This window comes from Bradyrhizobium sp. BR 1433 (assembly GCF_051547665.1).
Classification (GTDB): domain Bacteria; phylum Pseudomonadota; class Alphaproteobacteria; order Rhizobiales; family Xanthobacteraceae; genus Bradyrhizobium; species Bradyrhizobium australafricanum.
In genome coordinates, this window is sequence record NZ_JBPUGG010000001.1 from 8297304 (window position 1) to 8319944 (window position 22641).

At 65.9% G+C, this 22641-nt stretch carries 19 protein-coding genes and 4 pseudogenes; 17 read left to right on the forward strand and 6 right to left on the reverse strand.

Features of this window, described 5'->3' with window-relative positions:
* Window positions 1-19: 19 nt before the first annotated feature.
* The 3 genes and pseudogenes from ACSKB9_RS39775 (at window position 20) to ACSKB9_RS39785 (ending at window position 4591) form a co-directional block, all read left to right on the forward strand.
* A pseudogene (locus ACSKB9_RS39775) lies at window positions 20-1598 on the forward strand (gamma-glutamyltransferase family protein).
* A 237-nt stretch (window positions 1599-1835) separates the two neighbouring features.
* Window positions 1836-3503, forward strand: a complete 1668-nt coding sequence (locus ACSKB9_RS39780) for an amidohydrolase (RefSeq protein ID WP_438079735.1) — start codon at window positions 1836-1838, stop codon at window positions 3501-3503.
* Window positions 3503-4591: a CobW family GTP-binding protein gene (locus ACSKB9_RS39785; RefSeq protein WP_438080602.1), complete on the forward strand. Its 1089-nt coding sequence runs from the start codon at window positions 3503-3505 to the stop codon at window positions 4589-4591. Before ACSKB9_RS39780 ends, ACSKB9_RS39785 begins: the two co-directional genes overlap by 1 nt.
* A gap of 17 nt (window positions 4592-4608) precedes the next feature.
* On the opposite strand, the gene ACSKB9_RS39790 is transcribed toward ACSKB9_RS39785, so the two are convergent.
* Entirely contained in the window at window positions 4609-4887 is a 279-nt protein-coding gene (locus tag ACSKB9_RS39790) for a hypothetical protein (RefSeq protein ID WP_438080677.1), read from the reverse strand.
* On the opposite strand from ACSKB9_RS39790, the pseudogene ACSKB9_RS39795 reads away from it, so the two are divergent.
* From ACSKB9_RS39795 to ACSKB9_RS39830, 8 genes and pseudogenes are all read left to right on the forward strand, one after another.
* Window positions 4775-5119 (forward strand): annotated as a pseudogene (locus tag ACSKB9_RS39795) (ABC transporter substrate-binding protein); the annotation flags it as partial. The gene ACSKB9_RS39790 and the pseudogene ACSKB9_RS39795 sit on opposite strands and share 113 nt — an antisense overlap.
* A 106-nt stretch (window positions 5120-5225) precedes the next feature.
* Window positions 5226-5948, forward strand: a complete 723-nt coding sequence (locus tag ACSKB9_RS39800) for an ABC transporter substrate-binding protein (protein ID WP_438080604.1) — start codon at window positions 5226-5228, stop codon at window positions 5946-5948.
* Window position 5949: 1 nt separating this feature from the next.
* Window positions 5950-6681, forward strand: a complete 732-nt coding sequence (locus tag ACSKB9_RS39805; protein ID WP_438079736.1) for an ABC transporter ATP-binding protein — start codon at window positions 5950-5952, stop codon at window positions 6679-6681.
* Window positions 6668-7367, forward strand: a pseudogene (locus ACSKB9_RS39810) (ABC transporter ATP-binding protein). Before ACSKB9_RS39805 ends, ACSKB9_RS39810 begins: the two are co-directional and overlap by 14 nt.
* A gap of 17 nt (window positions 7368-7384) precedes the next feature.
* Complete coding sequence (locus tag ACSKB9_RS39815) at window positions 7385-8251, forward strand: branched-chain amino acid ABC transporter permease (RefSeq protein ID WP_057017060.1); 867 nt, start codon at window positions 7385-7387, stop codon at window positions 8249-8251.
* A 26-nt stretch (window positions 8252-8277) separates the two neighbouring features.
* Window positions 8278-9276 carry a branched-chain amino acid ABC transporter permease gene (locus ACSKB9_RS39820; RefSeq protein ID WP_438079737.1) on the forward strand — a complete coding sequence of 333 codons (999 nt, stop codon included), beginning with the start codon at window positions 8278-8280 and terminating at the stop codon, window positions 9274-9276.
* A gap of 68 nt (window positions 9277-9344) precedes the next feature.
* Window positions 9345-11357 carry a hypothetical protein gene (locus ACSKB9_RS39825; RefSeq protein ID WP_438079738.1) on the forward strand — a complete coding sequence of 671 codons (2013 nt, stop codon included), beginning with the start codon at window positions 9345-9347 and terminating at the stop codon, window positions 11355-11357.
* Entirely contained in the window at window positions 11354-11671 is a 318-nt protein-coding gene (locus ACSKB9_RS39830; protein WP_438079739.1) for a hypothetical protein, read from the forward strand. The genes ACSKB9_RS39825 and ACSKB9_RS39830 overlap by 4 nt, the downstream gene beginning before the upstream one ends.
* Here the strand turns inward: ACSKB9_RS39830 and ACSKB9_RS39835 are convergent.
* The 3 genes and pseudogenes from ACSKB9_RS39835 to ACSKB9_RS39845 form a co-directional block, all read right to left on the reverse strand.
* Window positions 11657-13008, reverse strand: a pseudogene (locus ACSKB9_RS39835) (aminotransferase class III-fold pyridoxal phosphate-dependent enzyme). The gene ACSKB9_RS39830 and the pseudogene ACSKB9_RS39835 overlap by 15 nt on opposite strands.
* Before the next feature lie 112 nt (window positions 13009-13120).
* A complete protein-coding gene (locus ACSKB9_RS39840) occupies window positions 13121-13786 on the reverse strand; it encodes an HAD family hydrolase (protein WP_438079740.1) in 666 nt (221 codons plus the stop codon).
* Window positions 13783-15045 (reverse strand): Tm-1-like ATP-binding domain-containing protein, encoded by a 1263-nt coding sequence (locus tag ACSKB9_RS39845; protein ID WP_438079741.1) that lies wholly within the window; start codon window positions 15043-15045, stop codon window positions 13783-13785. The genes ACSKB9_RS39840 and ACSKB9_RS39845 overlap by 4 nt, the downstream gene beginning before the upstream one ends.
* 217 nt (window positions 15046-15262) lie before the next feature.
* On the opposite strand from ACSKB9_RS39845, the gene ACSKB9_RS39850 reads away from it, so the two are divergent.
* From ACSKB9_RS39850 to ACSKB9_RS39865, 4 genes are read left to right on the forward strand one after another with little or no spacing between them, the layout of a single operon-like run.
* Window positions 15263-16747 carry an aldehyde dehydrogenase gene (locus ACSKB9_RS39850; protein ID WP_438079742.1) on the forward strand — a complete coding sequence of 495 codons (1485 nt, stop codon included), beginning with the start codon at window positions 15263-15265 and terminating at the stop codon, window positions 16745-16747.
* Complete coding sequence (locus ACSKB9_RS39855) at window positions 16744-18930, forward strand: transaminase (protein ID WP_438079743.1); 2187 nt, start codon at window positions 16744-16746, stop codon at window positions 18928-18930. The genes ACSKB9_RS39850 and ACSKB9_RS39855 overlap by 4 nt, the downstream gene beginning before the upstream one ends.
* A gap of 53 nt (window positions 18931-18983) precedes the next feature.
* Window positions 18984-19796 (forward strand): SDR family NAD(P)-dependent oxidoreductase, encoded by an 813-nt coding sequence (locus tag ACSKB9_RS39860; RefSeq protein ID WP_438079744.1) that lies wholly within the window; start codon window positions 18984-18986, stop codon window positions 19794-19796.
* A gap of 56 nt (window positions 19797-19852) precedes the next feature.
* A complete protein-coding gene (locus ACSKB9_RS39865; protein WP_076826182.1) occupies window positions 19853-20116 on the forward strand; it encodes a hypothetical protein in 264 nt (87 codons plus the stop codon).
* Between the two features lie 62 nt (window positions 20117-20178).
* Here the strand turns inward: ACSKB9_RS39865 and ACSKB9_RS39870 are convergent, their stop codons facing one another.
* Complete coding sequence (locus ACSKB9_RS39870; RefSeq protein WP_016845748.1) at window positions 20179-20553, reverse strand: hypothetical protein; 375 nt, start codon at window positions 20551-20553, stop codon at window positions 20179-20181.
* Window positions 20554-20882: 329 nt separating this feature from the next.
* Here ACSKB9_RS39870 and ACSKB9_RS39875 point away from each other — a divergent pair, with 329 nt between their 5' ends.
* Complete coding sequence (locus ACSKB9_RS39875; RefSeq protein WP_438079745.1) at window positions 20883-21467, forward strand: DUF3617 family protein; 585 nt, start codon at window positions 20883-20885, stop codon at window positions 21465-21467.
* 271 nt (window positions 21468-21738) lie between these two features.
* The gene (locus tag ACSKB9_RS39880; protein ID WP_438079746.1) at window positions 21739-22293 is read left to right on the forward strand and encodes a DUF3617 domain-containing protein; all 555 of its coding nucleotides are present in this window, start codon (window positions 21739-21741) and stop codon (window positions 22291-22293) included.
* A gap of 44 nt (window positions 22294-22337) precedes the next feature.
* Here ACSKB9_RS39880 and ACSKB9_RS39885 read toward each other — a convergent pair whose 3' ends face one another.
* Window positions 22338-22541 carry a hypothetical protein gene (locus tag ACSKB9_RS39885; protein ID WP_028331381.1) on the reverse strand — a complete coding sequence of 68 codons (204 nt, stop codon included), beginning with the start codon at window positions 22539-22541 and terminating at the stop codon, window positions 22338-22340.
* Window positions 22542-22641 lie beyond the last annotated feature (100 nt).

Consider the following 22641-nt stretch of genomic DNA (forward strand, 5'->3'; position numbering starts at 1 on the left):
CAACATTGAAGGAAACGACATGCGCGATTTCATGGCCATCGGCCGTTCGGTGGCGGTTGCGGAGCGTGGTATGGCCGCGACCTCGCACCCGCAGGCGACGCTGGCCGCGGTCGAGATGCTGAAGGCCGGCGGCAATGCCGTCGATGCCGCGGTGGCGGCGGTCGCGGTGCAGGGCGTGGTCGAGCCGCAGATGACCGGGATCGGCGGCGACTGCTTCGCGCTGTATTCGCCTGACGCCGGCGAGCCGATCGCGTTGAATGGCTCGGGCCGCACGCCGGCCGCAACCGATGCCGGGAAATTTGCCGCAAGCGGCGCGCGCGACATTCCGCCGACCGCGCCCGAGGCCGTCACCGTGCCCGGCGCAATCGATGCGTGGTGCCGGCTGGTCGCCGATCATGGCCAGCAGGTCGCTGGAGGAGATCTTCCGGCCGGCGATCGCGGCTGCCGAGCGGGGCTTTTGCGTGACGCCGCGCGTCGCGGAGGACTGGCGCCGCTTCCGGACCCGGATCGAGATCGACAGCAATGCGGCGGTGCAGTTCCTGCCCGGCGGCAAGGCGCCTGAGGTCGGCGACATCCGTACGCAACCCGCGCTCGGCCGCACCCTTCGCCGGATCGCGCAGCACGGACGCAACGCGTTCTACACGGGCGAGGCTGCCGACGAGATGGTGGCTATCTTGCGTGCCCTGGGCGGCGCCCACAGCACCGACGATTTCGCCGCCCAAGTCTCCGACTATGTGCGCCCGATCTCGGCGCGCTACCGCGACCACGATGTGGTCGAGTGCCCGCCGAACGGGCAGGGCCTGGCCGCACTGATGATCCTGCGGACGCTTGCCGGCTTCGATGTCGGCAAGCTCGGAGAGGCCGATCGCATCCATCTGCTGGCCGAAGCTACCAAAGCGGCCTACCGCGCGCGCGATGCCTTCTTTTGCGATCCCGCCACCAGCAAGGTCGATCCGGCCGCATCCCTTGCCGAAGACTATATCGGGAGAATCCGTGGCAAGATCGACATGGGCCGCGCATCCGCGCCCGTGAGCTGGGACGATATCGAGCATCGCGACACCGTCTATGTCACGGTGGTCGACCGCGATCTGAACGCCGTGTCGCTGATCAACTCGCTGTTCTATCCGTTCGGTAGCGGCATCTACGCCCCGAAATCGGGCATCCTGCTGCACAACCGCGGCTGGAGTTTTCGCGCCAAACCGGGACATCTCAATTCGCTCGGGCCGCGCAAGCGGCCGATGCATACGATCATTCCGGGCCTGCTGCGCAAGGACGGCAAGACCGTGATGTCATTCGGCGTGATGGGCGGGCACTACCAGGCCGCGGGCCACGCCAATCTGCTGTCCAACATCTTCGACATGAAGATGAACATCCAGGCCGCGGCCGAGGCGCCGCGCTCCTTTGCCTTCGACGGCGCGCTGTCGCTGGAGACGACCATTTCTCTCGGGATACGCGACGACCTTCGCGCCCGCGGCCACGATGCCCGCTTCTCCGAGGAGCCGATCGGCGGCTGTCAGGCGATCCGCATCGACCATGCGAGGGGCGTTCTGTTCGGTGCCTCCGATCACCGCAAGGACGGCCTCGCGCTGGGGTTTTGAGGGGCGATGAGACTATATCGACTAACGGCCGCAACGGAACTGCGCTACCTCGCCCTAGGCTCCGCGCCGCCCGCATCGCGGCAGGCGGCGGAGCATCCACCGGACGGTGGATTGTTCCAAATGCCGACATGCCGAACGTTTGGCCATCATGCCGGCGTCGTGCGCGGTTCGCCCTTGTGCACCGCACGGTGAGCGGCTGATCGCTCCAGGCTTTCCCAATCGAGAAGTTTGATCCGTATGAACAGGACATTCGCCGACACGGTCTTCCGCAACGGCCGGATCTACACGTCGAACCGCGGGCAACCTTGGGCAAGCTGCGCAGCCGTCAAGGCCGGCCGGTTCATCGCGGTGGGCGAGGAACGCGACGTCGCGGCGCTCGTCGGCGAGGTGACGACGACCATCGATCTCGGCGGCCGCATGGCGATGCCGGGGATCGTCGACATCCACAATCACATCATGATGGGCGGACAGGCCGATCTCTACGAGCTGCGCTTCTCCAACGCCGACAGCATTCCAAGGATCGCCGAGACCCTGCACAAGGCTGCCTCAGCGGCTGCGCCGGGCGCCTGGATCGTCGGCGGGCAGTTCGGCAATAATCTCCTGAACGAGATGAACACCGCGGAGTCCTGCGCGCTGCTGGACGCGGCCTGCCTCGGCCATCCCGTCGTATTGCGCGACGACACCTATCATAATCGCTGGGCGAGCTCGGCGGCGCTGCGGCTCGCCGGCGTTGCGGCCGACACGGCTGATCCGACCGACGGCGAGATCGGCCGCGACCTCAAGACCGGAACGCTGACCGGGATCATGATCGAGGCCGCCTCCGGCCTGGTCGAGCGGGCGCTCGCGGCCTCCGGTCACTACACGGCCGAGATGGACCGCGCGGCGGTGGCGCGCTCGATCTCGGTGCTGAACTCATATGGTGTCACCGCCTTCATCGACGCCGCCAGCATGCAGCCGATCATGGCGGCGCTGAAGGGGCTCGACGATCGCGGCGAGCTCACCGCCTGGGCGGTGTGCGCGATGCCGGTGGTCGAGCCGGGCTTCATGTTCGGCAAGGCCGGCGAGGAGCTGTTCGCGCTGCGCGAGGATTACCGCGGTGCGCATGTGAAGCCCGATTATGTCAAGGTGTTCCTCGACGGCGTGCCGGGCGCCAAGACCGCGGCCTTCCACGAGCCGTATGTGGCCGACCCGGTGCGCGGCTGCTGCTTCCGCGGCTCCACCATGCTGACCGTGCCGGACCTGATCCGTTGGCTCGGGCGCTGCGAGAAGCTCGGCCTTGCCGCGAAGATCCATTGCGCGGGCGACGCCGCGGTGACGCAGGCGCTCGACGCCATCGATGTCGTGCGCAGCTTCAACGGCCCGACCCATCTGATCCATCAGATCGCGCATGCGAGCTATATCGCGCCCGACGATGTCAAGCGCTTCGCCGAGCTCGGCGTCGCCGCCGACCTGTCGCCGATCATCTGGTATCCGACCATCTTCCTCGAGGCGCACAAGGCCGCGATGGGCGAGGAGCGCGCGCAGCGCTTCTGGCCGAACAGGGATTTGAAGGAAGCCGGCGCACTGATGGCCGGCGGCTCGGACTGGCCGGTGATCCCGATCCCCGATCCCTGGCAGGGCATCGAGGGCATGGTGACGCGGCAGAATCCGACCGGAGATTTTCCCGGCAAGTCGCTGTGGGCGGAGCAGGCGCTCGACCTCAAAACCGTGATCGACATCTACACCATCGACGCCGCGCGCGCGGCCGGGCTCGGCCAGTCGATCGGCTCGATCGAGGTGGGCAAATCGGCCGATTTGATCGTGCTCGACCAGATGATCTTCGACATCCCGCCGGATCAATTGGCCGATACGCGGGTCGAGCTGACCTTCTTCGAGGGCCGCAAGATCTACGAGCGGGGCGCGTGATGGCAGCGGTGGATCAGATTCCGGTCACGGTGCTGACCGGCTTCCTCGGCAGCGGCAAGACCACGGTGCTGAACCATTTGCTGCGCCAGCCCGAGCTTGGCGGCATCGTCGCCATCATCAACGAGTTCGGCGAGGTGGCGCTGGATCATCTGCTGGTCGAGAGCAGCGAAGACCGCCTGGCGCTGCTCGACAATGGCTGCATCTGCTGCTCGGTGCGCGAGGATCTGATCGAGACGCTGGCCGACCTCGCATCGCGCCGCGCTGACGGCACGATCCCGCCATTCCACCGGGTGCTGGTCGAGACCACCGGGCTCGCCGATCCCGTGCCCGTGCTGCACACGCTGATGACGGCGTCCGATATCGTCGGCCGCTACCGGATCGACGGCGTGGTCGCGACCGTCGATGCGGTTAATGGTGCGCACAGCCTTGCGGCCCATGGCGAGGCCGTCAGGCAGATCGCCGTCGCCGACCGGCTGCTCGTGACCAAGACCGACCTTGCCGCCGAGGACACACTGGCGCGGCTCGATGCGCAGCTTGCGGCGATCAATCCGGTCGCGACGCGCACGAAAGTGCGGAACGGGATCGTCGATCCGGCAAAAGTCCTCGATGCCGGGCTGTTCGATCCGGCGGCGCGCTCCGCTGATGTGGTGCGCTGGTTCGATCTGGCAGCGCAGGCGGCGAACACGCCGCACCATCACGGGGATCACCATTGCGACGGCGAGGCGTGCAGCCACCACAGTCACCACGCGCACGACACCGGCGTATCGTCCTACAGCCTGATCATCGACGAGCCGATCCAGCGGGAGGCGTTCGCGCGCTGGCTCGATTATGTCGCGGCGCTTAGAGGCGAGGACCTGCTGCGCTTCAAGGCGATCGTGCATGTCGCCGAGCAGCCCGATGCGCCCATGGTGGTGCACGGCGTGCAGCACGTGTTCCATCCGCCGATCGCGCTTGCCGACTGGCCGTCGGCGGACCGGCGCTCGCGGCTCGTCTTCATCGTGCGCGGCATCCCGCGCCAGATCATCGAAAACACCTTGTGCAAATTCGCCGCGGTGAGCCGTGCGGCGATCCAGCGATCGGCTGCGTGAGCCGCGGTCAGGCATTTTCATTGGTTGTGGAGGGAGAGGGACATGACTGAGACAAAGAACAATACGGCATCCGGCCGGCTCAATCGGCGCACGCTCTTGAAAGCGGCCGGTGCCACCGGCCTCGCATCGGCGATGAACGTGCCGCTGGTCAATGTCGCGCGGGCCAGCGGCAACACCATCAAGATCGGCTGGGTCGGCTGCCTCTCCGGCGTCCGCGCGCAGTTCGCCGAGCCCGATCCCTGGATCCATGAGCGCATCAAGGCACGGCTGAAGGACGGCCTGAAGATCGGCGGCAAGACCTATCAGGTCGAGCTGGTGTTCAAGGACAATCAATCCGATCCGAACCGCTCGTCGGTGATCGCGAGCGAGCTGGTGCTGCGTGAGAAGTGCGACCTGATCCTGATCGAGGACGGCGACGCCCAGCCGCCGGTGCAGGAGCTCGCCGACGCCCGCGGCATTCCCACCATCTCGACCATGGTGCCGTGGCAGGGCTGGATGTTCCCGCGCAAGTCGACGCCGGACAAGGGGTTTCCGTACAGCTACCATTTCTTCTGGGGCGCCGACGACGTCGCCAAAAATTTCTTGGGTATGTGGCAGTCGGTTCGACACCAACAAGAAGGTCGGCACGCTTTACATCGACAACCCGCCGGGCCAGGCGTTCTCCGATCCGAAGCTCGGCCTGCCGGCGGGCATCTCGGCGGCCGGCTATCAGGAATTCTCGGCCGGCAAATTCCAGATCGCGACCGACGACTTCACCAACCAGATCGCGCTGTTCAAGAACAACGGCGTCGACATCGTCTCCGGCTTCACCTTCAGCAATCACTGGGTGACGCTGTGGAATCAGGCGGCGCAGGCCGGTTTCAAGCCGCAGATCTGCACGGTGGCGGCGGCGTTCCTGTTCCCGGCTGCGGTGAATGCGCTCGGCGATCGCGGCGACGGCATGTCGACCGAGGTGTGGTGGACGCCGGCCTATCCGTTCAAGTCCTCGCTGACCGGGCAGAGCGCTGCCGAGCTCGCCGCGGAGTGGGAGAAGACAACGGGCAAGCAGTGGACCCAGCCGATCGGCTACGCTCATGCGCTGTGGGAGGTCGGGCTCGCGGCGTTGCAGAACAGCGATCCCAAGGACAAGAACTCATTGCGTGATGCGATCGCCAGCCTCGACATGGAGACCGTCGTCGGCCGGGTCAAGTTCAAGGACAGCCCGATCAAGAACGTCGCGGTGACCTCGCTGTCGGGCGGGCAATGGCGCAAGGCCAAGGGCGGCAAGTCGAAATACGAGCTCCTGATCGTGCACAACGGAACGGCACCGTTCATCCCGAAGCAGGCCGATCTCCAGCTGCTCTCCAAGCTGGCCTGAGATGGCACCGCTTCTGCGCGTCAGCGGGCTGTCCAAGCGCTTCGGCGAGATCGTGGTCGCCGACAATGTCAGCTTCGCGCTGGCGCGCGGCGAGTGCCTCGGCGTGATCGGCCCGAACGGCGCCGGCAAGAGTTCGCTGCTCAACCTGATCGTCGGCCTGCTCACGGCCGACGGCGGCTCGATCATGCTCGACGACAGGGAGATGTCAGCCCTGCCGCCGCATCGCCGGGCGCGGATGGGGCTCGGGCGCGCGTTCCAGATCCCGCAGCCGTTCCCGCATCTGTCGGTCTATGAGAATGCGCTGGTCGCGGCATCCTACGGCGCGGGCCTCACCGGCGAGGCGGCGTTGAGCTGGACTATGCAGGTGCTGCAGCGGACCGGGCTCGATGCCAAGGCCGACAAGCTCGCCGGCGCATTGCCGCTGATCGACCGCAAGCGGCTGGAATTCGCCAAGGCGCTGGCCTCGAAACCCAAACTGATCCTGCTCGACGAGATCGCCGCCGGGCTGACCGAGCCCGAGGTCGAGCGCCTCGTTGCCATCATCCAGTCGGTGAAGGCCGACCATGCCACGATCTGGATCGAGCATATCCCGCACGCGCTGCGCGCGGTGTCGGATCGCATCCTGGTGCTCGACTTCGGCCGCAAGGTGCTGGAGGGGCCGCCGGCCGAGGTCATGGACAACGCCGTGGTGCGCGAGATCTACATGGGATTGAAGGCCGATGGCGTTGCTTGATGTGAACGGCCTGCAGATCTTCTACGGCGATCTACAGGCCGTGTTCGACATGAACTTCACCGTCGCGGACGGCGAGGCGGTGGCGCTGGTCGGCGCCAACGGCGCCGGCAAGTCGACGTTCCTGAAGGCGCTGGTTGGTCTCAACGAGGAGCGTCGCGGCGCGGTGCAGTTCGACGGCGTCGATATCTCGCAGATGCCGGCCGAAGATGTGTCGCGGCTCGGCCTCATCATGGTGCCCGAGGGCCGCCTGCTGTTCGAACTCGCTGACGATCGAGGAGAACCTCTTGATGGGCAGCGTCAACCGGCGCAAAGGCAGCTGGACCTTGCGGCGGGTGTTCGACCTGTTCCCGATCCTCGAGGAGCGGCGGCGGATGTTTCCCGGCCAGCTCTCCGGCGGCCAGCAGCAGATGGCGGCGATCGGCCGCGCGCTGATGTCGAACCCGCGGCTCCTCTTGTGCGACGAGATATCGCTCGGGCTCGCGCCGGTCGTGGTCGAGCAGATCTACCGCTCCTTTGCCGACATCCGCCGCGAGGGCACCGCGGTCGTGCTGGTCGAGCAGGACGTCAAGCGTGCGCTCGCGACCTCGGAGCGGATCTATTGCCTGTTGAAGGGGCGGGTGTCGCTGACCGGCCCGGCGCAAGGGTTGCAGCCGGAGCAGCTGACGCACGCTTATTTCGGTAACTAGCCAGGGTTGGCAACGACATGATCTGGGTTGAGACATTGATCAACGGGGCTCTGCTCGGCGGGCTCTATGGGCTGCTCGGCATCGGGCTCGCGCTGGTGTTCGGCGTGATGCGCGTCGTCAATATCGCCCATGGCGAGTTCATGGTGCTGAGCGCGTTCTGCGCCGTGCTGCTGGCCAACCTGTTTCCGCAGGTGTCGCCGCTGTTGATGCTGATCCCGGTGATCGCGCTGTCCTTTGCGGTCGGATGGCTCTACCAGGCCGCCATCGTCAACCGGGTGGTGACCTCGCCCGATCCGCTATCGCCGCTGCTGCTGACCTTCGGCGTTTCTGTCATTCTGCGCAACGTGATGGTCGAGGTGTTCGGCGCCGACGTGCGCAGCCTCCAGGTCGGCGAGCTGTCGCGCGCCAGCCTCGAGATCGCGGGCCTCAACATCGGCATCATGCCGTTGCTGACGCTGGTGCTCGCCGCGCTGCTGTTCATGGCGCTGCAGCTCGTGCTGCGCCATACCGAGTTCGGCCGGATCGTGCGCGCCACCGCCGACCGCCGCGATATCGTCCGGCTGTCCGGCGTCAAGCCGGACCGGGTTTATAACTATGTCATGGGCCTGTCGCTCGCGCTCGGCGCGATCGGCGGCGTGCTGCTGGCGGTGCGTTCGAGCTTCACGCCGTTCTCGGGCGCCGAGCGGCTTCTGATCGCGTTCGAGGTCGTGGTGCTCGGCGGGCTCGGCTCGTTCTGGGGCGCACTGCTCGGCGGCATTGCGCTCGGCATGGCGCAATTGATCGGGCTGAAAATCGATCCGAATGCCGGGCTGCTCTATGCGCACCTCCTGTTCTTCATCATGCTGCTGATCCGCCCGTCGGGTCTCGTGTCGAGCAGGGTGTGATGCCGATGCCGACACGGACCGTTCTCATGACCAGCGTTGCCATTCTGACGGCGGCAATTGCCGGCGCGCCCTTCGTGCTGAATGAGGGTTTTCTGCGGCTCGCGACCGAGTGCCTGCTCTTGCTGACGATGGCGCAGATGTGGAACCTGCTGGCGGGCTATGCCGGGCTGGTCTCGCTCGGCCACCAGGTCTTCATCGCCTTCGGCGCCTATGCGCTGTTCCTGACCTCGGGCTGGCTCGAGGTCACGCCGATCTGGGTGCTGCCGGTGGCGCCGCTGGTGGCGGGCGCCGTTGCGGCGATCATCGCCTTTCCGCTGTTTCGTTTGCGCGACGCCTATTTCTCGATCGCGATGTGGGTGTTCGCCGAGATCATCGGCGCGCTTACGATGAAGTCGCAGGCCATCGGCGGCACGTCGGGCGTGCCGCTCGCGACCAGCAAGCTGATCGATTTCGACTGGTTCGAGCCGACGATGTTCTGGCTCGCCGGCGGCCTGACGCTCGTCACCATCGCGGCGCTGTACAGGATGATGACCTCGAGCTTCGGGCTCGGGCTGATGAGCGTGCGTGACAATGATCTTGCCGCGATGAGCGTCGGCGTCGACGTCCGCCACAATCGTTTCGTCGCCTTCGTGCTCTCGGCGGCGGGATGCGGGCTAGCCGGCGCGCTCAGCTTCATGGGCAATCTGTTCATCGCGCCGCTGGCGGCCTTCGACGTCAACTGGTCCGTCTACATGATGTTCATCGTGATCATCGGCGGTATCGGAACCCTGGAAGGCCCTATCCTCGGCGTCATCATCTTCTTCGGCCTGCGCGAGCTGATGACCGGCCCACTCGGCCTGTCCGGCGGCTGGTATCTGGTCGGGCTCGGCATCATCGCCGTCGTGGTGATGATCGTGGCGCCGCGCGGCCTCTGGCCGGCCTTGCGCGATCGCTTCGGCGTGCGGCTGCTCGATGTACACCGCGCCGCGCCACGCCCGGCCGCCGCCGCGATCCTGCCGGCGGCGTCGGAACAGGTTACCGGATGAAGAAGCGGGCCTTCACGTCGCCACCGTTGCTTGTATTCTGACAGTTCTGGCTTTGAGTGGAGGGCGGAATGGCTCTGATATCCCGGCATGGCGTGTGGGCAGTGGCCGGTCTGATGGTCGCGACATTGGCGGCGCCGCTGCCGGCGCAGGCCGAGCGGCGGATGTGGCCGCAAGCGGCCGCAACGCACCCGATGGACGGGCTCACCACCGACGAAATCCGCTCGGTCTCCGATATCCTGCGCGGCGCCGGCAAGCTCGACGATTCGGCGCGGGTCGTCTCGATGTCGGTCGAGGAGGATCCCAAGGACGAGGTACGGGCGTGGAAACCCGGACAGCCCTTCACGCGCCGGGCCAGCGCGACGCTGCTGAGCGGCGCGCATCTCTACGAGGCCCATGTCGATCTCGCCGCGCGCAGCCTGCTCGGCTGGCAGGAAGTTCAGGGATCACGAGGCTGCGCTGACCATCGACGAGCTGATCTCCGCCGGCGATCTGCCGAAGCAGGACCCGCGCTGGATCGCCGCGATGGCCAAGCGCGGCATCACCGATTTCCGCAACGTCATGTGTCTGCCGCTGACGGTCGGTCCGGTGAGCGACCCGGCCCTGAAAGGCCGCCGCCTGCTCAACGTTCCCTGTGTCGACACCACGGGCGCCGCCAACAATCTCTGGGCAAGCCGATCGAGAACCTGTTCGCCCAGGTCGATCTCAAGAGCAAAACGGTGCTGTCGGTGACTGATCTCGGCGTGGTGCCGCCACCGCCGCAGACGCCCTCGCACGCCTATGCCGACTCCGGAACATATCGCAAGCCACCGAAGCCGATCGAAATCACCGCGCCTGAAGGCAGCAACGTGAAGGTGGTGGGCGGCCAGGTCCACTGGGACAACTGGTCGTTCCATGTCCGTCTCGAGCCGCGCGTCGGCGCCGTGCTGTCGCTGATCCGCTACGACGACCACGGCACGCTCCGCGACATCGCCTACCAGATCTCGGCGAGCGAGATGTTCGTGCCCTATATGGATCCGGCGCCGACCTGGTCGTTCCGCGCCTATATGGACATCGGCGAGTACGGCTTTGGCGTGCTCTCCAGCGAATTGCAGCGCGGCGTGGATTGTCCCGAAGGCGCGCATTTTCTCGACCTGACGATCTCGGATACCAAGGGTGCGCCGGTCGTTTCCAAGGGCGCGGTCTGCATCTTCGAGCGCCCGACCGGCGATCCGATCTGGCGCCACAGCGAGCTGATCAACAACACCGCCGAGGTGCGGCCGAACAACGAGCTGGTGGTGCGGATGGCGCCGGTGGTCGGCAATTACGACTATCTGGTCGACTACGTGTTCGACCGTGCCGGCAATATCGATGTGCGGCTCGGCGCCTACGGCATCGACGCGACCAAGGGCGTCGCGAGCAAGACACTGAGCGACCCGACGGCGGCGCAGGATACCGCCTTTGGGACGCTGGTCGAGGAACGGCTGCTCGCGGTCAATCACGATCACTACATGACGTTCCGGATCGACATGGACGTCGACGGCACCGCGAACCGGCTGGTCGAGGATCGCTTCAATGTCCGCCGGCTGGAGCAGGGCCAGCGCAAGAGCCTCTGGCAGGTCGACACCAGGCCGGTTACGACCGAAGGTCCGATCACCATGCCGCTGAACGCGGCGCAGTTCAGGATCGAGAGCACGGGCAAGACCAACAGCCGCGGCTATCGCACGAGCTATCAGCTGATGCCCGGTCACTCCGACGTCTCGCTGCTCGCCAAGGACGATCCGATCCAACTGCGCGCGGGTTTCAGCGCCTACACGCTGTGGACCTCGGCCTACGCCAAGGACGAGCGCTACGCCGCGGGCATGTATCCGAACGGAAACCCCGAGGTCGACGGCCTGCCGAAATGGACGGCGGCGAAGCGCCCGATCGAGGATCGTGACCTCGTGCTGTGGTACACGGTCGGCTTCCGCCACGTGCCGCGCGCCGAGGATTGGCCGGTCATGCCGGGTCTGTGGCATGGCTTCCGGCTGCGTCCGTTCAACTTCTTCGATCGCAATCCCGCGCTCGACGTGCCCCCGATGGTGAATGCCAGGGAGACGAAATGAGCGGGCGCGCGCATCGCATCGGGGCGGTGGCCGGTGCGCTGCTGGCGCTATTGGCGGCAGGGCCGGTTGCTGCCGGCGCGGCGGCCGAGAGCAGCGTTGACGACGCGTCCTTGCTCTATCTGAGCAGCAACGATTGGGAGCGCCAATCCGAGACGCGCAAGGTCGCGATGGCGGCCGACTTCATGCGCATCTTCTGCACCGATCAGAGGATGTCGGCCATATCGCTGGCCGATTGCCTCGACCGCGACAAGGCTGATGGCGCCCTGTTCGAGCGCGCCATGGCTTGCGTCAGCGCGCTGTCAACTGGCCGCTGAGAGCCCGGCGTCGATCCCTTCGGCGATCCGCCTCACGTCGGCCGACGTCAGGATCAGGGGCGGGGACAGGATCAGGTTGTTGCCGGAGACGCGCAGCATCACGCCGGCCTCGTAGGCGGCATCGGCAACCTTCGCCATCGTCTTCTTGTCGGCGGGCTTCTTGCTGTCGCGATCAGCGACCAGCTCGAGTGCGGCCATCAAACCCTTGCCTCTGACGTCGCCGACCAGCGCATGCTTCGCCTTGAGCGCGGCAAGCGCCCGCGCAAGGTCCTCGCCGCGTGCGGCGGCATTCTCGTCCAGCTTGAGGCGGCGGGTCTCGGCGAGTGCGGCAAGGCCTGCGGCGCAGCCGACCGGATGGCCGGAATAGGTGTAGCCATGGCCGATCGAGCCGAACGTGGTCGTGTCGGCCTCGAAGGCTTCCGCAACCTGCTCGCCGATCAGCGTCGCGCCGAGCGGGAAATAGCCCGAGGTGATCGCCTTGGCCATCGTCATCATGTCGGGCTTCACGCCCCAGAGCCGCGAACCCGACCACGCGCCGGTGCGCCCGAAACCGGTGACGACCTCGTCCGCGATCATCAGGATGCCGTGACGGTCGCAGATCTCACGCGCCAGCTTCATGAAGCTGTCCGGCGGCACGATCACGCCGCCGGCCCGAGCACCGGCTCCATGATGAAGGCGGCGATGGTGTCGGCGCCCTGGAACGCGATCTCCTCCTCCATCGCCGCCGCGCACAGCTGCGCGAGTTTTGCGGGATCGATCTCGTTGAAGGGATTGCGATAGGTCGACGGCGCGGGGATATGGAACACGCCGGGCAGCATCGGCTCATAGTTGCGACGGAAATTGGCGTTGCCGTTGACGGAGGCACCGCCGAAATGGGTGCCGTGGTAGCCCTTCTTCAGCGCCAGGAACTTGGTGCGGTCAGCCTGGCCCTTGATCTTCCAGTATTGCCGCGCGAGCCGCAGCGCGGTCTCGACCGAGTCCGAGCCGCCCGAGGTGAAGAAGGCGCGCACCATGCCTTCCGGCTTGAACCATTCGGTGAGCTCGTAGGCGAGCTCGATCGAGGGGCCACTCGAGGTGCCGCGAAAGCCCGAATAATACGGCAGCGCGCTGAGCTGGTCCGCGATCGCCTGCTTGATCGGATCGCAGCTGTAGCCGAGATTGACATTCCACAATCCGCCGACCGCATCGATCACGGTCTTGCCGTCGATATCGGTGACTTCAACGCCTTCGCCCTTCATCACGATCCGCGGCGGCTGCGCCCGCATCTCGGCGGGATGGGCCATCGGGTGCCAGATCGGCTTGGCGTTGTTCTCAACCAGGAAGTTTCTGTCGCGCATGGTCGCCCTCTGTCCGGCTGGAGCCGGTTCCGTTTCGATGGAATCGGAACGGAGCTCCAGATTCTGGTTATGACACGTTTTCGAACCGGTACCCGCTTCGCTCGAAAGCGCTTTAGTCGAATTGCAGCCCGAAATGCCGCAGCGCCTCGCTGTAGGACGCGGCAGGATTGCGCACATCGAACAGCACCGTGCGCATGTTGCACGCGGCGGCACCTGCGATGTTGCGGCGCTGGTCGTCGACGAAGACGCAATTGTCTGCCTCCAGCGCCAGTTCGTCCAGCACGCTTTGATAGGCGCGGGGGTCGGGCTTCAGGATCCCGGTATGCGTGGCATCGACGATGGTGTCGAAGCGCTTGAGGATGGAAAGACGGCTGCGGAAATCGGTGCCGTAGAACAGGTCGAGCTCGTTAGAGAGGATGGCGAGCCGGAACCCGGCATCGGCGGCGAGGGTGATCGCGCGCGCTGCCTCGGGGCGGATCACGGTGTCGGGATCGGCGCCGCGCGCGCGTTTCACGAAGGTCTCCATGTCGCGCCAGTCCTCGCCGACCAGGCGCCCGACCTCGCGGCTGCGGGTCAGCCAGTAGTCGCGCTCAGAGATTTCGCCACGCTGCATGGAAGTCCAGAGCGGATCGCTGTCGGGCGAGAACGGTCCGAGCCATTTCAGTGTGCACGGGGCGAGCCCGAGCGTACGCTCGGTCAGGTCATGGGTCTCGAACAATGTCTTCGAGATCACCCCGCCGAAGTCGAGCACCAGCGCCTGGGCAAGCGGCCTCCTCATGCGGCAGCCGTCGCGCGGCCGGGCGGGACAATGCCGGCAGCGACCCAGCGGTCGAAGATGCCGAGCACCGTTTCGTTGAATGCGGCGCTGTTGATGTGATCCCTGATCTCGTGCAGCTCGACCGGCGCCTTGATCGCCGATCGCATGGCGCCGACGAAGGCGGCGAGGGCGTCAGGATCGTGCAACGCTTCGCCTTCGCGATCCCATTGCTGGATGCCGCCGGTGGGCAGCACGAAGGCAACGGGAGCGTTGGCCTGGGACAGTTTTTCAGCGATCGCGCGGGCGATCCGTTGGCGATCGGTGGATCCCGACGTTGCCGACGCAAGCAGCCGGTTATGCGCGTGGAACGGACGATCCGACAGCTCGTTCGGAACCCCAAGCCATGCCGGGAAATCGACCATGTCGATCGCCCCGGGCGCGACGATCTGTGGAATGCCGGCTCTGCCTGCATTCTCCAGCCTGTCAGCGCCGGAATTGACCACCGAGCCGGTGAGCTGGTTGGCAACCTCCTGCAGGCTGAGGTCCAGCACCGCGGCAAAGCCGCCTTGCGCGGCGATCGATTCCATCGCGCGGCCGCCCATGCCGGTGGTGTGGAAGACGACGACCTCGTAGCCGCGCCGTTCGAGCTGCGGCTTGAGCTCGACCATATAGCGCAGGCAGCTCTTGCCGAGCGAGGTGATCGCAACGACCGGCCGGTCCTTGCGCGGCCTGATTGCGCTTCTGGCGGCGCCGACGATCGCGCCGCAGGCCTGCGACAGCACGGCGGTGCAGGTGCCGTTGAGGCCGTAGAGGCCGCCGGCCCACAGGATCATCATCAGATCGGCGGCGACGCGCTCGGGCGGGATCAGATGCGAGAAGGCGACGGTCGAGACGATCAGCTTCGGCAGGCCGAGCGGCAGCGCCTGCGCGACGTCGAGCGCAAGGTCGGTGCCCATCGTGCCGCCGATCGCGATCACCCCGTCGATGGCATCGCGCTCCGCGAGCGCGCGCGCCAGATTGGCGGCGCCAACCGCCATTAGCGACATCGCGGAATTCTCGTCGCCGCTCGATGCGATCGCCTCGATCGTGGTCTGTGCGGCGGCCGCCACCGCGTGCTTGTCATGTGCCGCCTGGTACGGCGGATCCCCGAGCACGCTGATGTCCATCATGATGGTTCGGCCACCGGCGCGCGCGATGCACTCGCTCATGAACAGCAGTTCGTCGGCCTTGGTGTCTCCCGTTCCGATCAGGAGAATGCGGGGCTGCGTCATCTCAGGCATGACCTTCGGCTCGCCGGCAGGCGTAAGGGATGGTGACAACCGGTTTGCATAACGCAGGTGGAGCGCTCGGCCATCGTGCGATCACGCTATGGGGACGCGCCTTGCCGTGACATCCACCTATCGGTTGATTGCTGCCAAAGCCTTGATTTGGCGAGGATTGCGCCGTGCCAGCGGTCTCGCTTGGAAGCCGCTTTTGTCATCGTCACAATTATCTCGCATGCAGCAAGCCCAGATCGATCGACTACGCGCGGCCGTCATTCCGGCCCAGCAGCTCTTCATCAGCGGCCGGCCGGCGCCGGCGATCAGCGAGGCACGGCTTGATGTGGTGTCGCCGATCGACGGCCAGGTATTGACCAGCATCATTGACGGCGATGCGGCCGACGTCGACGCCGCGGTAAGACACGCGCGGCAGGCCTTCGAGCAGGGCAGCTGGTCGCGCGCGGCGCCGGCGCAGCGCAAGAAGGTGTTGCTGCGGTTCGCCGATCTCGTCGAGCGGCACGCGCTTGAGATTGCGGTGCTCGGCGTGCGCGACAACGGCACCGAGATCAGCATGGCCTACAAGGCCGAGCCGCTCTCGGCCGCCGGTACCATCCGTTACTACGCCGAGGCGATCGACAAGATCTATGGCGAGATCGCGCCGACCCCAGGCGATGTGCTCGGGCTCGTGCATCGCGAGCCGCTTGGTGTCGTCGGCGTGATCGTGCCCTGGAATTTCCCGCTGATGATCGGAGCATGGAAGATCGGCCCGGCGCTCGCCGCCGGAAATTCGGTCGTGGTCAAGCCGCCGGAGCTGGCGTCGCTGACGCTGTTGCGGCTTGCCGAGCTCGCGACCGAGGCGGGATTGCCCGACGGCGTGCTCAACGTCGTCACCGGCCGCGGCGCATCCGCCGGCGAGGCGCTTGCGCTGCACATGGATGTCGATGTGCTCGCCTTCACCGGCTCGGGCGCGGTGGGCCGGCGTCTCCTGGAATGCTCGGCGCGATCGAACCTGAAGCGCGTCCATCTCGAGCTTGGCGGCAAGTCGCCCAACGTCGTGTTCGCCGACGCGCCCGACATCAAGCATGCGGCCAAGGTCTCCGCGAACGGCATCTTCCGAAACTCCGGCCAGGTCTGCGTCGCCGGTTCGCGGCTGCTGGTGCAGTCCTCGATCTATGATCGCTTCATGGCCGAGCTGCTCGACGCCACCACAAAACTAAGGGTCGGCGATCCCCTCGAACTGACCTCGGATATCGGCGCCATCGCGAGCAAACCGCAGTTGCGCAAGAACCTGGGTGCCGTTGCCGATGCGGAAGCGGAGGGCGCGAAGCGACTGATCGGCGGCGAGCAGATCCGCGTCGAGAGCGGCGGCAACTTCATGGCGCCCGCGATCCTCACCGACGTGACGCCGTCGATGCAGGTCTGGCGCGAGGAAGTGTTCGGCCCGGTGCTGGCAGTGACGCGGTTCGAGGGCGAGGAAGATGCCACAGCGCTCGCCAATGCGACCCCCTATGGACTTGCGTCGGCGGTGTGGACCGCAAGTCTGTCGACGGCGCATCGCATGGTGCGCGCCATCAAGGCCGGCGTCGTGCATGTCAACGCCTATGGCGGCGCCGACATCACGGTGCCGCTCGGCGGCTTCAAGCAATCCGGCTTCGGACGCGACAAGTCGCTGCACGCGCTCGATGCCTATACCGACCTCAAGACCGCCTGGATCGCGCTATGACAGCTGCAACTGCCGAACGCGCCGGCGTTCTGAACCAACTGCTCGATGCCGAGCAGGAGCGCTTTCGCGCGCTGCACCCGCGATCGGCGGCGGCCTGGCAGGAGGGAAGGCGGCACTACCTTTACGGCGGCCCGTCGCACTGGATGCGACGCTGGGCCGGCGGCTTCCCGGTTTATGCCGAGCAGGCGCAGGGCGCGCATATCAGGGACATCGACGGACGCGACTACATCGATTTCTGCCTTGGCGACACCGGCGGCATGTGCGGCCACGCGCCCGAGGCGGTGACCGAGGCGGCGCTCGCTCAGCTCAAGCGTGGCGCAACCATGATGCTGCCGACGGAAGACAGTATCTGGGTCGGCGCCGAGCTGTCGCGGCGCTTCGGCCCGAAATACTGGACGCTGACGACGTCGGCGACCGACGCCAACCGTGCCGCGATCCGCATCTCGCGCATGATCACCGGCCGGCGCAAGGTGCTGGTGTTCTCCGGCTGCTATCATGGCGGCGTCGAGGAGGCGCATGTCGAGATCCGCGACGGCCGGGTCGGCCTGCGCAACATGATCCATCCCAACGGCATCGATCATGATGCGGTGAGCAGGGTCGTCGAGTTCAACGATGTGGCGGGCCTCGAGGCGGCGCTTGCGCATGGCGACGTCGCCTGCGTGCTGACTGAGCCGCTGATGACGAATTTCGGCATGATCCCGGTCGATCCCGGTTTTCACGGTGCCTTGCGCGACCTGACCCGCCGCGCCGGCACCGTCCTCATCATCGACGAGACCCACACACTGTCCTGCGGACCGGGCGGCTATACGGAGAGCCATGGGCTCGAGCCCGACATTTTCGTCGCGGGCAAGGCGATCGCGGGCGGCATCCCCGCCGGGGTGTTTGGTCTCAGCCAGGAGATCGCCGAGCGGCTCTGGAAACTCGTTCCCCACGTCAATCCGCGCGAGCGGCAGTCGGCGCATCTTGGATTCGGTGGCACGCTTGCCGGCAACGCGCTGACGGTCGCGACCATGCGCGCGGTGCTGGAGAAGGTGCTGACCTCTGCGAATTACGAGCGGATGATTGGAACCGCGACCTGGCTCGCGCAGGAAGCGCGCCGGCTGATCGCGGCGGCCGGTCTGCCCTGGCACGTGACGCAGATCGGCGCCCGTGCCGAGATCATGTTCATGCCGCAGCCGCCACGCAGCGGCGCCGACGTCATTGCGGGCCGGCAACCCGATCTCGAGATCCTGCTGCATGCGTTCTACATCAACGAGGGCATTCTGGTGACCCCGTTCCACACCATGCTGCTGATGTGTCCGGCGACGTCGGCGCGCGACGTCGACGAGCGCACGGCGGCGTTGGCGCAGTTCATCGAACTTGCTGCGCGGCGCGGGGGCGATCTGATGCAGGCGGCTCCGTTCGATCTTGACGGCCGGGTCGCCATCGTCACCGGCGGAGGCCGGGGGATCGGCGCGGCCATCGTGAGACGGCTCGCGGAGGCCGGCGCGACCGTGGTGATCGCCAACCGGACTCTTGATGTGGCCGAGGCGTTGGCGCGCGAACTCGTGGCCGATGGACGGGCGGCGCATTGCGTTCCGTTCGACAGGCTCGATCGCGGCAGCTTGCGTGCAATCGTTGACGGTGTCGTCGCCAAATACGGCCGGCTCGATGTCGTCGTGCACAATGCGGGCGGTTGTCCGTGGGCCTCGCTTGAGGAGCTCGATGAAGCGAAGCTCGAGGATACGCTGGCGCTGAACCTCAACGCCAGCATCTGGCTCGCGCAGGCCGCAATTCCGCACATGCGTGCCGTCAGGTTCGGGCGCATCCTCGTGACGTCCTCGGTCTCCGCGCGCGTCGCGATGGGCGGTGGCGCGCATTACTCGGCTGCGAAAGCCGGCGTCAACGCATTCATCCGCGGCGCCGCCTTTGAGCTCGCGCGCGACGGCATCACGGTCAACGGCGTCGAGGCCGGCTTCATCGAAAAGCCGGGCCGCGGCACCATGAGCGCGCCGGAGAACAAGGCGAAGCTCGAGCGCTTTATCCCGATGGGGCACATGGGCAGCGCCGACGACATCGCCTGCGCGATGCTCTATCTCGCCTCCACAGAGGCCAAATACGTCACCGGGCAGACCATCGTCGTCGACGGCGGCTCGACGCTGCCGGAGACCGGATTTGCCGTCGAACGGCAGTGGGGAGCCTAGATGAGCATGATCTTCTCGGAAAACCGGTTTCCACTTTCCCGGATCATGCCCTGATGCCGCGGCTCGACGGAAAGACGGCGCTGGTGACCGGCGCAGCCACGGGGATCGGCCGGGCGACGGCGGCGCTGCTGGCGTTGAGCGGCGCGCGCGTCGTGCTGTTCGGCCTCGGCGACGCCGAGCTGCAGGCCGGAGCTGTGGCGTGCGGCGGGCAGGCGATCCATGGCGACGTCACCCGGCCGGACGACATCGCAAAGGCTGTCACCGCCTGCGGCGCGTGGCTCGACATCGTGGTCAACGCCGCCGGCCTGATCGTGCCGGATCAGCCCGCCAGCGTCTCCGACGAGGTCTGGGCCAAAACGCTTGACGTCAACCTCACGGGGACGATGCGTGTCTGTCGCGCGTCCCTGCCGCTGCTCCGGCAGCGCGGCGGCGCGATCGTGAACGTCGCCTCGGTTGCCGCGTTCAATGCCAGCCCGGACAGCGCAAGCTACGCCGCCAGCAAGGCGGCCGTCGTCGCCTATACGCGCTCGCTGGCCTACGCGCACGGCGCCGACGGCATCCGCGCCAATGCGGTGGCGCCGGGCTGGGTGCGCACGCCGATGAGCGCCCATGAAATGCAGCTGCTCGCCGACCAGAACGGCACCACTGTCAATGCCGAGATTCGCGGCGTCGAACGACGCATTGCCCTGGGACGGATGGCCGAGCCCGCCGAGATCGCCGCGTGCTGCCTGTTCCTGGCCTCCGACGAGGCGTCCTTCGTGACCGGCGCGGTGCTGGTCGCCGATGGCGGCGGCCGCGCGCCGACGCAGATCGCGCAGTGTAGACGGCCGGTTGGCGTCTCGGGGGGGGGGCGGCCGCCACCTTGATAACGACCAGCGGATTGGCACTCTCGCGCGGTCACGTCATTCGATCGAGGGGCGTTATGAACAAGTCATTTTCCGTGATCATTGCCGCGGCCGCTTCAATCGTCGTTCTGTCTTCGACGGCGGCGCGATGCGGCGACTACTATCCGTTTGGCGATCCGCCGTACCGGCTGGACTACGTGCAAGAGCCCCAGATCGTATCGGGGTGCTGGAAATGGAATTGGCAGCTGTACCAGTGGCAGGACTACTGCCCGGTCTACGTCAATCCGAAGGCGTATATGTTCTCGCGCTCGTCGCGCGTCGTGCTCCGCACCAAGGGGTGAGGAGCGTTCGGCTGCTTGAGGTGCTCTGCGTCACGCCCATTGCAGCGACGCAGAGCGCGCACTCATGAATGCGCGATGGTGCACGCCACCTGGTGGCGCTTGCCGAAGTTGAGCAGCGCGTTTTCCCGGAAGCCGTCCAGCCAGACGCCGCGGCCCGCATAGCGATAGCCGACACCCATCGGAACGTGCCGCACATGGATGCCGCCACGGCCGGTGAGCAGGGAGGCCGTGACCACTTCGCCCTCGACCGACACAGCGCGCGGGCACAGCGGATATTGATGGCCGTTCTCGCAGGTGAAGACGATCTCGGTGCAGGTGCCGACCGGTGCTTTTGTGACCAGGCCAAGGTCCGCTGCCGCCGCCGGCCCGGAGTTGCCGAACAACGTTGCACCCAACGCCAAAATCCCTGCGACCGTGTAGCCAAACCGAATACGCATCAGTGCCCCCTCGTCCAGCGATAGGCTAAGTAATTGAAGAAAATATCTCGCGCTAAATGAGCAAAAAAAACCTCTGAGGTCAAACCTCTCTGCCCAATGCGGTGCGGGGGAGATCGGCCGGCGCCATCGCGAATGGCGTGTCAGGTGTTGCAAGTTTGCTGCAGTAAGTCTGAATTCGGCTGCAAGCTGCCCAGTAGCGTTAATGCGCCTTTACTGGCCACAATTCGCCCTGCAAGTGGTGTGATGTATTCAGTCGTGTTCCGGAGATTGCTTCAATGCGCTGACCGGATCGCATCACGAACGCATTCGGACGGACATCGGGGGTGGGAATGGACTTCCGTGGTGGCATTGCACGTTCGCTACTGACCCTGATGATTGTCTCATTGCCTACGCTGGCAGCTCATGCGCAAACTCAGGCTCCTCAACCGGCGAACGGCCGGGCAGCGGCGGCGCAGCCGGCTCAGGGCGATCAAGCCTTTTCTGGCCCGAGCTTCCGCAAAGGTCTGTGGCGCTTCGTGCGAACGCTCGATGTGGTCAGGACCGCCAACAAGAACTTCAAGTATCGGGTGGTCAACGCGGAGACGACGCGCTGCGTCGACCCGACCCACGCCATGAAGGCGACCTTTGCCTCGGGATCGATCGGAAGCTGCGTCTCGGACAAGCCCGAAAAGGTCGGCAATCAATACACCTTCGGACACCGCTGCGATTACATGGGGACGGTCAGCACCGTCATCACCGTGCGCAGCGACGAGGCCTATACCGAACTGAACGAGATCGGCACCGGAGAGCATCCCCGGACCGACACGGTCGTCGCGACAAGGATCGGCGACTGCGACGACGGTAGCGCAGCCAAGATTGAGGCCAAGTCCGAGGCCAAGACTGACAAGTCCGCTGCGGCGGCTTTGCAGCACTAGCTGGCAATCAAACGGCAGTGGCGGCGGACGAGGCGTCCATTCGTCCCCGACGACGCAGACGCTGCGCTTCCTTTCGCGCCGAAGCTGCCCCGGCCTGAAGCAAGCAACCGGGCATTCACCGTGTTTGGCGCAAGAGCTCGGGAGAGCTTCGAGCAAAGGCCAAGCATTTACGGGGTCTTAACACCGAAATGCTCCTGAATGATGTGAGGTTGGACGTGCTTCAAGCGAAGTCACGCGATCCGCGTCAATCGGCCGGTTAGGGATTCAATAAATGACATCGCGTGAGGGCTTCGCCCCGTCGAAGATCTTCGCATCCGCGCTTGGCGTCGTGACCGCGCTTTCCGTGTTCGTGCTCACCTCCCCGAGCGCTCTGGCGGAGGAAGGATTCAGCGGACCGACCTTCCGAAAGGGAATGTGGCGCTTCGTGCGGACGCTGGAAATCGCCACGTCCTCGAACGTCCGGCAAACGCTGCTCGAGCGCGAAATGACGCGCTGTGTCGATCCGACCCAGGCGATGAAGGCGACCTTCTCATCTCCGTCCGTTGGAAATTGTCACTCGTCGCGGCCGGAGAAGATCAACAACAAATACGTCTTCTCCAACCGGTGCGACTATCTCGGGCCGGTCAGCACCGTCATCACGGTTCTCAGCGACGAGGCCTATACCGAGGTCAACAAGACCAATGTTGGTCAGGCGCCGCGGACCGACCGGGTGGTTGCCCGCCGAATCAGCGATTGCCACGAGGATAGAGCTTCGCTCAGCCAGCCGGCCTCCGCACCGAGCGAGGTGTCATTGCAGCAGGACGAAGCCGAGGGCGAGCCGCTGTAAGGCGATTAGTCGGGCGCGCGGGCCTCAGATCGCCCGCAACACCATCAGATCTTTTGCTGCCCGCCTGGTGCACTCACCTTGACGGTGATCTTCTGAATTTCGGTTCGACCGCCCTGATATTTGACCTCTATGGTCAGGGCGTCGTCGCCGAGAAATTCCGGCGGCGCCTTGTAGAAGGCGACATAGGCCGGCACCTCGAGCGCCAGGCAGGCCTTGTAATTGGTGGCCTTCGCCTTCGCCGACTTCACCACAACCTTTCCGGCAGCCGGCGCAGTGACCAAGCGGATGGTCGGCAGCGGCCCCGACGTGCAATCAGGTAACACGTTGAGATAGAGGCCAATCTGGGTG

Excerpts from the sequence above, each read along its gene's own strand:
- ACSKB9_RS39875 (WP_438079745.1), top strand. The coding sequence starts at position 20,883 with ATGGACTTCCGTGGTGGCATTGCACGTTCGCTACTGACCCTGATGATT.
- ACSKB9_RS39865 (WP_076826182.1), top strand. The coding sequence starts at position 19,853 with ATGAACAAGTCATTTTCCGTGATCATTGCCGCGGCCGCTTCAATCGTC.
- ACSKB9_RS39850 (WP_438079742.1), top strand. The coding sequence starts at position 15,263 with ATGCAGCAAGCCCAGATCGATCGACTACGCGCGGCCGTCATTCCGGCC.
- ACSKB9_RS39860 (WP_438079744.1), top strand. The coding sequence starts at position 18,984 with ATGCCGCGGCTCGACGGAAAGACGGCGCTGGTGACCGGCGCAGCCACG.
- ACSKB9_RS39855 (WP_438079743.1), top strand. The coding sequence starts at position 16,744 with ATGACAGCTGCAACTGCCGAACGCGCCGGCGTTCTGAACCAACTGCTC.
- ACSKB9_RS39785 (WP_438080602.1), top strand. The coding sequence starts at position 3,503 with ATGGCAGCGGTGGATCAGATTCCGGTCACGGTGCTGACCGGCTTCCTC.
- ACSKB9_RS39880 (WP_438079746.1), top strand. The coding sequence starts at position 21,739 with ATGACATCGCGTGAGGGCTTCGCCCCGTCGAAGATCTTCGCATCCGCG.
- ACSKB9_RS39840 (WP_438079740.1), bottom strand. The coding sequence starts at position 13,786 with ATGAGGAGGCCGCTTGCCCAGGCGCTGGTGCTCGACTTCGGCGGGGTG.
- ACSKB9_RS39870 (WP_016845748.1), bottom strand. The coding sequence starts at position 20,553 with ATGCGTATTCGGTTTGGCTACACGGTCGCAGGGATTTTGGCGTTGGGT.
- ACSKB9_RS39780 (WP_438079735.1), top strand. The coding sequence starts at position 1,836 with ATGAACAGGACATTCGCCGACACGGTCTTCCGCAACGGCCGGATCTAC.
- ACSKB9_RS39820 (WP_438079737.1), top strand. The coding sequence starts at position 8,278 with ATGACCAGCGTTGCCATTCTGACGGCGGCAATTGCCGGCGCGCCCTTC.
- ACSKB9_RS39845 (WP_438079741.1), bottom strand. The coding sequence starts at position 15,045 with ATGCCTGAGATGACGCAGCCCCGCATTCTCCTGATCGGAACGGGAGAC.
- ACSKB9_RS39825 (WP_438079738.1), top strand. The coding sequence starts at position 9,345 with ATGGCTCTGATATCCCGGCATGGCGTGTGGGCAGTGGCCGGTCTGATG.
- ACSKB9_RS39815 (WP_057017060.1), top strand. The coding sequence starts at position 7,385 with ATGATCTGGGTTGAGACATTGATCAACGGGGCTCTGCTCGGCGGGCTC.
- ACSKB9_RS39805 (WP_438079736.1), top strand. The coding sequence starts at position 5,950 with ATGGCACCGCTTCTGCGCGTCAGCGGGCTGTCCAAGCGCTTCGGCGAG.
- ACSKB9_RS39830 (WP_438079739.1), top strand. The coding sequence starts at position 11,354 with ATGAGCGGGCGCGCGCATCGCATCGGGGCGGTGGCCGGTGCGCTGCTG.